At 27.3% G+C, this 11,630-nt stretch carries 13 protein-coding genes and 1 other annotated feature; of the genes, 5 read left to right on the top strand and 8 right to left on the bottom strand.

Annotated features, from left to right (window positions below; genetic code table 4):
* Nucleotides 1-351: 351 nt before the first annotated feature.
* Nucleotides 352-510: a sequence feature (ribosomal protein L10 leader region), on the top strand.
* A gap of 20 nt (nucleotides 511-530) precedes the next feature.
* From rplJ to TS70_RS04815, 5 genes are all read left to right on the top strand, one after another.
* On the top strand, nucleotides 531-1,022 hold the full coding sequence (rplJ, locus tag TS70_RS04795) for a 50S ribosomal protein L10 (RefSeq protein ID WP_040092452.1): 492 nt from the start codon (nucleotides 531-533) through the stop codon (nucleotides 1,020-1,022).
* A 54-nt stretch (nucleotides 1,023-1,076) separates the two neighbouring features.
* Nucleotides 1,077-1,442: a 50S ribosomal protein L7/L12 gene (gene rplL / locus TS70_RS04800; protein WP_232332489.1), complete on the top strand. Its 366-nt coding sequence runs from the start codon at nucleotides 1,077-1,079 to the stop codon at nucleotides 1,440-1,442.
* Nucleotides 1,443-2,018: 576 nt separating this feature from the next.
* Nucleotides 2,019-2,168: a hypothetical protein gene (locus TS70_RS08635; protein WP_004027793.1), complete on the top strand. Its 150-nt coding sequence runs from the start codon at nucleotides 2,019-2,021 to the stop codon at nucleotides 2,166-2,168.
* Nucleotides 2,168-2,419: a hypothetical protein gene (locus tag TS70_RS08640; protein ID WP_040092696.1), complete on the top strand. Its 252-nt coding sequence runs from the start codon at nucleotides 2,168-2,170 to the stop codon at nucleotides 2,417-2,419. Before TS70_RS08635 ends, TS70_RS08640 begins: the two co-directional genes overlap by 1 nt.
* A gap of 290 nt (nucleotides 2,420-2,709) precedes the next feature.
* Nucleotides 2,710-3,545 (top strand): IS5 family transposase gene (locus TS70_RS04815; RefSeq protein ID WP_105628856.1). Its coding sequence is split into 2 segments (ribosomal slippage): nucleotides 2,710-3,106 and nucleotides 3,106-3,545, totalling 837 coding nucleotides; the frame shifts between segments, so codons are not numbered across the junction.
* Nucleotides 3,546-4,166: 621 nt separating this feature from the next.
* On the opposite strand, the gene rpsR is transcribed toward TS70_RS04815, so the two are convergent.
* The 8 genes from rpsR to TS70_RS04860 form a co-directional block, all read right to left on the bottom strand.
* Nucleotides 4,167-4,394, bottom strand: a complete 228-nt coding sequence (rpsR, locus tag TS70_RS04825; protein ID WP_174842689.1) for a 30S ribosomal protein S18 — start codon at nucleotides 4,392-4,394, stop codon at nucleotides 4,167-4,169.
* A gap of 15 nt (nucleotides 4,395-4,409) precedes the next feature.
* Nucleotides 4,410-4,853: a single-stranded DNA-binding protein gene (locus TS70_RS04830; protein ID WP_040092439.1), complete on the bottom strand. Its 444-nt coding sequence runs from the start codon at nucleotides 4,851-4,853 to the stop codon at nucleotides 4,410-4,412.
* A gap of 20 nt (nucleotides 4,854-4,873) precedes the next feature.
* On the bottom strand, nucleotides 4,874-5,323 hold the full coding sequence (gene rpsF, locus TS70_RS04835) for a 30S ribosomal protein S6 (protein ID WP_198049563.1): 450 nt from the start codon (nucleotides 5,321-5,323) through the stop codon (nucleotides 4,874-4,876).
* A gap of 113 nt (nucleotides 5,324-5,436) precedes the next feature.
* Nucleotides 5,437-6,123 carry an IspD/TarI family cytidylyltransferase gene (locus TS70_RS04840; protein ID WP_198049564.1) on the bottom strand — a complete coding sequence of 229 codons (687 nt, stop codon included), beginning with the start codon at nucleotides 6,121-6,123 and terminating at the stop codon, nucleotides 5,437-5,439.
* The gene (locus TS70_RS04845) at nucleotides 6,124-7,128 is read right to left on the bottom strand and encodes an asparagine synthetase AsnA (RefSeq protein ID WP_040092433.1); all 1,005 of its coding nucleotides are present in this window, start codon (nucleotides 7,126-7,128) and stop codon (nucleotides 6,124-6,126) included.
* Between the two features lie 12 nt (nucleotides 7,129-7,140).
* On the bottom strand, nucleotides 7,141-8,643 hold the full coding sequence (gene lysS / locus TS70_RS04850) for a lysine--tRNA ligase (protein ID WP_198049565.1): 1,503 nt from the start codon (nucleotides 8,641-8,643) through the stop codon (nucleotides 7,141-7,143).
* Between the two features lie 16 nt (nucleotides 8,644-8,659).
* Nucleotides 8,660-9,652 carry a tRNA dihydrouridine synthase DusB gene (dusB, locus tag TS70_RS04855; RefSeq protein ID WP_198049566.1) on the bottom strand — a complete coding sequence of 331 codons (993 nt, stop codon included), beginning with the start codon at nucleotides 9,650-9,652 and terminating at the stop codon, nucleotides 8,660-8,662.
* Nucleotides 9,653-9,825: 173 nt separating this feature from the next.
* A partial coding sequence (locus tag TS70_RS04860; protein WP_334199112.1) for an FtsX-like permease family protein occupies nucleotides 9,826-11,630 on the bottom strand: 1,805 nt, incomplete at its 5' end.

The raw sequence follows: 11,630 nt of genomic DNA on the forward strand, positions 1-11,630 counted from the left end.
GGATGAGTTGTGCAAGATGTTTTTTATAAAACAACAGAAATAAGTGGAAAAAATTCAAAGATTGAGTTATTAGTTACTCCACATATTTTTAACTTTTTATCAAAATTTAGTTAAAATTTAATTTATAATCTTGCTAGTGTAAAAACTTATGAAGAAAATTAATAATTATGTAAAAAATATTTTCAAGTTTTACATTGTGATATTGTAAGGCTGATAATAAGACCTTTTTCTGTTTAAAATAAATACTTACTTGTTTATGAAGAAAGTACAATATATGGAAAAAGGTTTTTATTATGATAATAATTATTTGACTTTTAAGAAAAATTATAATATGATAATTCTTGGTATTATACCTTAGTCATCAAAATACCAGAGACAGCAACGGATTTTTATTAAATCTTAATTATGTTGCCAAGGCATTATTGAGATATTGAACAGTTACATGTTTTTATATTATTATAATGTTTCAGGCAATTAATCTATTTGGTTAATTGCCTTTGTTTTATTGAATTATTATGGGGAGGCAAAGAATGAAGCCAGCAATGAAAATTAAAACAGCAGTTGTTAGTGAAATTGTTAATAACTTCAAAACTGCTAACTCAGCAGTTGTTGTTGAATATCAAAAATTAACAGTTGCTGAATTTACAGAACTAAGAAGAATGCTTACAAAACAGGATGTAACCATTAAAATATATAAAAATAACTTAGTGAGCTTGGCTGCTAAAGAAGCGGGATTTGCAGAATTAGATCATTATTTAACAGGTCCTAATGCTTTTGCGTTTGGTGTAGGAGAACAGATGGCTGCCGCAAAAACTTTGGCAAAATTTGCAAAAACGCATCCAGCTTTAAAATTAAAAGCCGGAATTTATGAAGGTAAAGTCTTGGATACAAAAGCAATTATTGAAATTGCTTTATTGCCAACAAAAGACGAATTACTTGCAATGTTTGCATCAAGCTTATTATACCCATTACGTATGTTCGCGATAGCGGTTAAAGAAATTGCTAAAGCGAAAAGTGAGTAATTAATTTATTCAATATTTTATAAAAATGTAATTCTTAATGAGGAGGAAAATATTATGGCATTATCAAAAGATGATATTATTAAAGCATTAGAAGAAATGAAATTATCAGAATTAAATGAATTAGTTAAAGCAATTGAAGATCATTTTGGCGTTGTTGCTGCAGCAGCAGTTGCCGCAGCACCAGCAGAAGGTGGAGCAGCAGCGGGACCTTCAGAAGTTGATATTGTTTTAACAGATCCAGGAGCATCTAAAGTTGCAATTATTAAATTAGTAAGAGAAATTACTGGAAAAGAATTAATGGAAGCGAAAGCAATAGTTGATAAATTACCAGCAGTAATTAAATCAAAAGTAAAATCTGAAGAAGCTGAAGAAATTAAAGGTCAATTAGTGGCGGCAGGTGCTTTAGTTGAACTTAAATAGTTTAATTTTATTAAAATAAAGCAGGGGTACCCCTTTGCTTTTTTTGTAAAATTATATTATGTAAAAATGAGAACGATAAAAATGTTAACAGATTTTTTATTTGATAGTAAGTTTTATAAATTTATTACTCTAATGAATAATATTTTTTAATCAATAACATTTTGAATTTTTATTTGTTTTAGTATTAGCATTTTTATCCGTATTACTTTTTTAAAAGCAAAATCTCTTAAAACTATTAATAATAGTTTTTAATGTAAATTGTAAATGCCAAACCATAAAAAGTTAACTATCAATTTAGTTAACTTTTTTAAGTTAATTATAGGAGGTTGGAATTATGCAAACAAAGCAATATTTGATTTTGNGGTCGTTAGTGAAAAAGTATGGTAAAGATANTGTTATTAATACTGTCAATAAGATTGCAAANGATATTGAAATTAAAAAGTNAAAGAATAAATTATTCCGCGTAATTTATTAGCGGATAATTTATTCAANAATGTTTTTTAATGGAGCAAAGCGACAACGAGCNGANCGAGTTTGCAAATTTCAATTTTTTAATTTATTGAAAGGAGATATATTATGCCAGTTTGATTAACGACAATTTTTAGTGTTGTTATTATATTAGGTATTTTTGCNTGAATTGGTTTATCAATTTATCAAAAAATTCGCCAAATTCGAGGAAAGAAAAAAGATAAAAAAGAAATTGAAAATAAGGAGGATAAGAAATAATGTTAGGTATGTATTTAACAACAGCAATTAATTTTTTAGCAGTTGGTGATAAACCTACTATTTCAGATGGAATGGGTTCTATTTGAAGTGGNTTAGGNCAAGCAATGATGAAAGTTAAAGAAGCAATTTATGCTGTATTACCACAATTAATGACCTTTTTAGGTGATGCGTGAATTATTTTAATTCCATTTGGTATTTTTGTTATCATTAAGATTTTAAACTTTTTCCGTGTTATGGTTAAAGGATTTTAATATTTATTATTACTGATCATATATCTTAGCTATGGCACACTAGCTTTTATGTGAGTTGATTAAATAATTTTGTTGTTTATTTTTGTATTACACACTGTCTATAAGTTATTATTGAAATTATTAGTAATGAAATAATTGTTTTAAAGTAGGATTTAATAAAAATAAGAATATTTTTATTAAGGGTCATATTAATAGTAGTTTTGNAATATNAATTTTTATAATAGACTTCTTGCGATACCCTTTTTTATTAAAATATTATTATAAAATATAATTTATGAGGACATAAAAATATGAACAATAATAAATTTAATACTCTTAATGATAGAGAATGGTTAAGATTAACAGGAATAAAAAAATCCACTTTTAATAAAATGTTAGATATTTTAAAAGTTGCTGAAATAGAAAAATTTAAAAAAGGTGGTAAAACTAATAAATTATCATTAGAAAATAGATTATTGATGACTTTATTATATTGACGAGAATATCAGACTTATTTTCATCTTGGTAAAAGTTTTGATATTAGTGAGGCTAATTGTTATCGTAATATTAAGTGAATTGAAGATATTTTAATTAAAAACTCTGATTTTCAACAACTTGCTGGTAAAAAAGCACTAATAAATGATTATTTTAATGATAAAACTATTATTATTGATGCTACCGAAACTCCAATCCAACGCCCAAAAAAAGACAAAAACAATCTTATTCTGGTAAAAAGAAAAAACACACGATCAAAACACAAGTAATTATCGAACAAGAAACCAAAAAAATTATTGCAACAAGTTTTTCGCTCGGAAAAAAACATGATTATGCTTTATTTAAAGAATCAAAAATCCCAATTTTAAAAAATACCAAATTAATAGTTGATAGTGGTTATCAAGGAATACAAAAAAATCACAATAATGTTCTAATACCTACAAAGAAAACAAAGAAAAACCCTTTAAACAAAGAACAAAAGCAATATAATAGACTAGTTTCAAAAATGAGAATTATTATTGAAAATATTTTTGCTATTCTTAAAAAATTTAAAATTATTACAGAAAAATATCGTAATCGAAGAAAAAGATTTGGTTTAAGATTTAATTTAATTGCCTCAATTTATAATTTACAATTATTATATTTAACATAAAATATTTATTTAAAATTAAATAATTTAAATAATAAATTAATTTTTCGTTGTGGAAAAATATTAAATTTTTAAATAAAAAACATAATTAATTAAAATTATATTTTTCTATTAGTATCTTTTTTACAAATATTTGCAATTTTTTAACAAGTAATGCAAGAAGTCTATTNTNNTTTATNNNTNTTTTNATNNAATNTTTNNANNTTANTTATCNAACCATTCTTGACTTTTTTCCTGACATTCTGCTACAGTATTAACATACAAATATTCAACAAATGGTGAAGTTAATAAATTATTTTCATCAGCACCAGTTTTTTTAACAACATAAGCTACACAAGGTGGATTATCATTATCAACAATTGCCATCGGAATGCTTCCAATTTTAGCTAATGGATTTCAAAAAGCTCACGCACAAATGAAACCATACAAAAATGGCACAAAACAAATTAAGATGTACTTAATTATTTGCAACCGATTCTTCCCTTTTTTTCTTTTGCTTCTGTTTTAAAAACATCACTAAATTTTGGATTCTCTATCATAATGTCATCCCTTAACTTTTTATTATGCCTTACAGCATATTAATTCTACACTAAAAAAGAAAAAATACTTATTTTTATAAGTATTTTAATCAATGACAAATGGTAATAATGCCATTTGACGTGCTCTTTTAATTGCTATTGCTAACATCCTTTGATTTTTAGATGTTGTTCCAGTAACTCTCTTCGGCAAGATTTGCCCATTACCAGAAATAAATTTTTTTAATAATTCAATATCTTTGTAATCAATATATGTTATTTTATTTTTTGTAAAATAACATTGCTTTTTAAAACGTTTAAATTTTGGATTCATTATTTGGTTCCTTTCTTTTTAATCTCATAAAATTGCATCATCACCATCAAAACTAATACTATCATTATTATCTTGTGATTCTGTTTGATTGAAAGAAGTCATATTATTAAGATCATTAGAATTTGGTGTTGGGGTTCCCATATTAGCCGTAGTCCCTGTCCCTCTTGAATCTAAAAACGAAACAGTTTCTGCAATTACTTGCATAATTGTTGTCATTTGTCCATTAACATTATCTGTTCTTGTTTGTAAACGACCATCTAAAGCAATTAATGAACCTTTTTTTAAATAACGGGCCATATTTTCTGCTGTTTTATTTCAAGCAAAACATGAAATAAATGATGCTTGATCATTAAAATTATTATTTACTGCTAAGGTAAAAGCCACAAATGGTTTATTATTAACAGAATTTTTTAATTCTAAATCACGTGTTATTCTTCCTACTAATGAAACTCGATTTAACATACCTCTTTCACCCTCCTAAATTATTCTTTTGCTTCAACTGGTTTTGTTGTTCTAGGTTCTTCACCTTCAACGCGTTGTTCATTACGTCTATAATAATCTGGTCTTTTATTTCCCGGTTTACGTTCACGGTCTGGCTTATCATTCTTAACTTCTGTTTTTGCATAAACAGTTGATTGAATATATCCTTTTTCTTTTTCAGTATTAATTACTAAAATTCGTAATACATCTTGCTTAATGTGACTGATACGAACAAACTCATCAATATTTTCTGAGGTCGTATTAACAATTAATACACCATAGTATCCTTTTGTTTTCTTTTTAATTGGATATTCTAAAGTTCTAATCCCTCATTTACCGTGTTCTTCAATTTTTCCACCATTAGCTTCTAAAATTTTATGTAGACGACCTTCTAATTCGTCTAAATTCGCTGCTTCTGGATTTAAGATATACATAACTTCGTACTTACGCACTTTATTTTCCTCCTCTTGGTCTAGGTCCTATTCGGACAAGGAGCTAATAATCATCATCAAAGCATTATTAACTCGTTGTCAATTATACCTTATATTAGTTATAATTGTAAGGTTTATTTACCTAAATTTAATAATTTTAAATCATCAAAATAAGTTATTTTAATATTTTGCTTTTCCCCCAGTATTGTATGAATCTTTGTATTTTTGGCAAATAATTCAACTAAATAACTGTCATCATAAATTATTTTTTTATTTTTCGTACGAAAGTATTCATCATAAACATTATATAATAACACTGTTTTAAAAACTTGTGGCGTTTGAATCGTAAAATACTCATCACGGTTAATTGTTTTTTCAACAAAAAAATGATTAACTTTTTTAAGTGTTTCTGTTATTGGTAACATTGGAATTAAAACTTCATAATTTTCTTTGTAAAAAGTTTGATTTAATTTATTAATAAAATCTAAACTAACAAAACAACGAACACCATCATGAATCATTACCATTTCATTTTTAATTTTATGATTAGTTAAACAATGATGAATTGTATCAACTCGTTCTAATCCGCCCAGGACAAACTGAAGCCTTTGATCTTGATAATTTTTCTTTAATAAAAAGTTTAGTATTTCATCATTAACACCAACAATAATTTCCGTACAAAAAGGATCACTTAAGAACAAGGCTAAGGTTTCTTCAATAACGGTATTACTATCATTAATTTGATATAATAATTTATTATTTTTTTGTTTAAAGCGTGATGAATTCCCTGCTGCAACAATAATTACCGTATAATTTTTCATTTATAAAATATCAATTCCATTTTTTTCAGCATATTTTAAAAAATCATCACTCCAAACGGAAGCAATTACTTCACCAATATGTTGTTTTTCTAATAAAAATAAATCTAACTGTGATTTATAAAGACCAAATGATAATGTTACTGGCAATTCATCTTTTGCTACTTTCGCATCATATTCTGTTTTTAATTTAATTGTTTCTTTTGACACAGCTAATTGTTCTTTTAAAACATCACGATTAACACTAGCAGCACAATAACCAATACAAATTGCTTTTTCTAAAACAAAATCATAAACAAAAATTTTTGCATATAATTCTCAATTAAAAACATCTTGTGATTCACTAATTTCAATTATGTTGTTAGTAATAACTTTTTTTAAACCATATAAAATTGTCGCCCCATGTTCTCTTGTATAACGGTTTAAGCGTTCATGGTGGCTTAATAATCGCATCGCCTTTTGCAATTCAGTATTACTTGTTCAATTTAATTTCTTTCCAAATTTTTTATTTAATTGTGGAAATTTTAATAATAAAATATCTTCAACTTCACTAATAATATTAATCGCTTTATCAATTGTTTCTTGAATTTTTAATAGTGTAATTTTTTCCTCATCCAATAATAAATCAAATCCAATTTCGCTAAAAGTTACGGCCTGGCTATTTGATTGTTTAATATCACGACGAAGCACCATTGCTGTTGTTAGAATTCCTTCATTTTCATTTAATTCATAACGAACAATTGCACTTCTTCGTCATTTATTGTGTGATTGCAAAATTTCACCAACTAAATTACTTGGTGAAATGTCAAAATCAATTGGGCGCTCTGTCATTTGAAAATCATCATTTAAACCTTTTTCTTCGCTACTAATTAAAGGCGCATCAACTTTTAAAAGATTAAATTGAATAATAAAACGACGAACCAATTCACGCTTAACTAAACTAATTGCCTCTACTGTTTCTCGTAATGTTAAAATTGAACTATATCCAATTTGGATATCGTATGCCATATATATAATCACCTATTTTCCTCTTGGTCGCATATGAGGGAATAATAAGACATCTTTAATTGAGTCTTGTTCTGTTAATAACATAACTAAACGATCAATCCCAATTCCTAAACCACCCGTTGGTGGCATTCCATATTCCAATGCTTCAACAAAATCAATATCCAACTCTTGTGCTTCATCATTACCGTTATCACGTTCTGCTAACTGACTAACAAAACGATCATATTGTTCAACGGGATTATTTAATTCTGAATAAGCATTAGCATATTCACGACCTTTAATAAACAATTCAAAACGGTCAGTAAAACGTGGATCTTGGGCATTTGCTTTTGCTAATGGTGAAACTTCAACAGGATGACCATAAATAAATGTTGGTTGGATTAATTTATCTTCAACAAATTCTTCAAAAAATAAATTAATAATATGTCCAACTGAATTATGAAATTTTTCAATAACAACATTTTTCTCTTTCGCATTTTTTTTTGCTTCTTCAAAAGTCATTGGTTTTCAAAAATCAACACCAATAATCTCTTTAATTGCATCAATCATATGTCAGCGCTTTCATGGCTGTTTAAATGAAATTGTCACCTCATCATATTCTGTTTCATCTTTATTTAAAATGTTTTTTGCAATATAACAAATTGTATCTTCTGTTAATTGCATTAAAAAACTCATATCTTGATATGCAATATAAATTTCAACGGTTGTAAATTCTGGATTGTGACGAGTATCCATCCCCTCGTTTCTAAATAAACGACCAATTTCATAAACCCCCTCAAAACCACCAACAATTAATCGTTTTAATGGTAGTTCAGTTGCTACACGTAAATAGAAATTCATATCTAAGGCATTATGATGTGTTGTGAATGGTTTTGCTGCAGCTCCACCATGAATTGGTTGTAAAACTGGGGTTTCAACTTCTAAATATCCTTTGTTATTAAAAAAGTCACGCATTAAAGCAATTATTTTACTTCGTTTAATAAAAATATCTTTTGTTTCAGCTGACATAATTAAATCAACATAACGACGACGATATTTTTCCTCAATATCAGTCATTCCATAATACTTATCTGGTAATGGACGTAAAGCTTTTGATAATAAAACAAATTCTTTTACACGAACTGTTAACTCACCAGTATTCGTTTTCATCATTACTCCGCTAACACCAATAATATCACCTAAATCAAAGTCAACAAATTCATGGTATTTTGCATCGCCAATTTCATCATTACGAACATAAATTTGAAAAATCCCATTTTGATCTTGTAAGGTTGCAAAAGTAGCTTTCCCTGCTTCACGAAATGTTTTGATTCGTCCAGCAATTTTTACTATTGCTTTATTATCAATTGCATTTAATTCTTCTTTTGATAAACTATTAAATTGTTCATTAACCTCTTTACTAGTATGTGTCCGTTCAAACTTTGCAATTATAAAAGGATTATGGCCATCTTTAATTAACTTTTCTAATTTATCACGTCTAATTTGTTCTTGTTCTGTAAAACTGCGTTTTTCCATTTTAACTCTCCTTTTATTATTTAACAAAATTATTATTATTATTATAATAGTCAATATATTCATTAACAAGCGTTTTTAACTCAAATATTGTATTTATTTGTGTAGCTCGTGTTTTATAGCTTGTTGCCTCTGGTTTTCCTTTAAAATAAAATGCTAAATTCTTTCGCATTTCACTAGCAGCAACACGTTCTCCTTTTAAATTTAATAATAATTCCGCATGACGGAAAATGATGCTTTGTCATTCATCTAACGATGGTTGCTCAATTTTTTCACCGGTATCAAGAAAATGTTGAATTTGTTTAAATATCCAAGGATTCCCCTGTGCACCACGAGCAAGCATAACGGCATCACAACCCGTTTCATCTAACATTCGTTTAGCATCTTCACAACTAAAAACATCACCATTTCCAATCACTGGAATACTAACATTCTCTTTTACTTTTTTAATTCAACTTCAATCAGCTTTTCCTGAATAAAACTGATTACGTGTTCGAGCATGGACTGCAATTGCTTTTGCTCCCGCTTGTTCACAATATTTTGCAATTTCCACACAATTGATATTTTCTTCATCTCAACCAATACGAATTTTAACAGTTACTGGTTTCCTAACATTTTCAACAACTGCTTTAACAACTTCATAAACACGCTGTGGATGTTTTAATAAAAATGAACCCGCTTGTGATTTAATTGCAATTTTGGGTGCTGGGCAACCCATATTAATATCAATAATATCACAATCACTGTTTTGATCAACATATTTAGCTGCTTCAACAAATGTTTCAACATCAGTCCCAAAAATTTGCATTGAGATTGGGTGTTCTAATTTATTTACCTTAATCATTTGCAAAGTTCGTTCATTTCGTTGCAAAATTGCTTTATCACTAACCATCTCAGCATAAACTAATCCTGCTCCTAACTCATGGCAAATAATCCGAAATGCCTCATTGGTAATTCCTGCCATTGGTGCTAAGAAAACTTGCCCTTTAATATCAATATTCCCTATTTTCATCTTTTTAGTTCCTTCTTTAATTAATAGTCATTAAGTAAATATTAATAAAAAATGATTATAAATTCAATAAATTGCCTTTATTTTTAATATTAATTTAAACAGCATTAAAATAACTTTAATAATACTATTATTAAAGTTATTTTGATTGTTTTTTTAATTATGACAAAGTAATTTTAATTAGTAATTTCTGTTACACGGTGTTTTTTAATTGAGTTCATTGCAGTAAATCATGAAGTCAATAAAATGATAGTAATAATAGCTAAAGCGATTAATGGTCCTTTAATATCAATTGGAATATTTAAAACAATTTTAAAGAGATTGTAGATTAAAATCCCAAGGCCTTGCCAAATTAAGATTGAAACAACTCAAGCAACAATAAAGGTAATAATAACCCCGATCACATAACTACCCATAACAACAAAGTTAATTTTGCCATTATTATATCCAATTGCTTTCATTGTTAAAATAATTGGAATTAATTCATCAATAATAACCATCACAACAACTACTAACAAGATTAAAATAATTAACACAACTAATAGTTCAAACATTAACATTGAACTGTTCATTTTTGTTAACATATCATCAACTGAAGTTCGAAGAATGTTTAACGGTAACATTCCAAAATCTTTTCCTGTTGATCCTGTTCCTGCCATTCCACTAATTAGAGTTGCGGTTACTGTTTTTGTATCAATATTAAGTAAGGCATCTCAAATTGATTGATTATGACTAGCAGCAATTACTAAATTATTCCCAATGAATTTTAAATTTTTAATTGATTCTGCCATGTTTTTTAAATTAATTTTACCCTCATACATTTTTTGTTGTGAATACAAGCCATTGTAAATATTTGTCTCTGGTTGTTTTGGATCAATTGTATTTGCAACAAACAAATTATGCATAACATTATCATAACTAGTATAAATGTCATCAGTAACCGTATTATTTTTAATAATCCCAATAATCTCAACTTCAACACTAGTTTTATTTGGTGTCTCTGTTTTTACTTTGAAAGTATCACCAATTTTATAATTAGCATTCCGTGCTAATTTATAAGAAATTAATCCTTTAATTTTATTTGGTGTATTTGTTGGATTAAAAATTTTATCGATTTGTTGTTGCGAAATTCCTTCTCAATTCAATGCATTATTATAGTATCCTCCAATATTACCATTGTTATTGATTCCTTTAATTGTCATTCTTGGTTCATCAAGATTACTATCTAAAATAACTGGAAGCGAATAGAAAGTTGTTTCTTGATTGGGGTTATATCAGAAGTCATTAAAAGTTACAACTGAATTAGCATTATCATCCATCATAATTGCATTTAACATTAAGCTCATTAAATTTGGATAAATACTTGGATCAAATTTATTTTGATAAAAAGTATTATTCGTACTCATTAGACTGAAAATTGTTTTTAAATCTTTTAGATACAAATATTGATTATCCCCGCTTTGATCTTGAACTTTATATTTTTGTAGTAAAGCAATATATTGTTGTCCTGCCATTGGTGAAGTTGGATCAATTTTATTAAAGGCGTTATGAAAGGTTGTGGCAGTCTGATTAGTTTTTGTAATATCACTAAGATTATGATAAGACTTAAACTTAAAATCATATTGTTGATAATCTTGATCGCTAATAGTCAATTGTCCGTTTGCTTGTCCATTCTCGTTAATTCGGGGAAAATTATTAAATGTTAAAGTATGATCTAATTTACTATTTAACATATTAAACATCCCACCGGTAATTGATTTGGCAATATTTGTTGCTCCTAACATTAAGATTAACAATAATGATGAAAAGAAAAATAAAATAATTGTTAAAGTAAATTTACCTTTATTTCGAGAAGTAAAAGCAAGTTGTAAACGCCAAGTAAATGCTTTGCCATGTTTTGATAATAACCGTGATATTAAACCAGCACGAACAGCCTTATTACTTTTTGCAACATTATTTACTAATGATAGAATTGGTTCTT

The organism is Spiroplasma sp. hyd1 (assembly GCF_016082235.1).
Lineage (GTDB): Bacteria > Bacillota_I > Bacilli_A > Mycoplasmatales > Mycoplasmataceae > Spiroplasma > Spiroplasma poulsonii.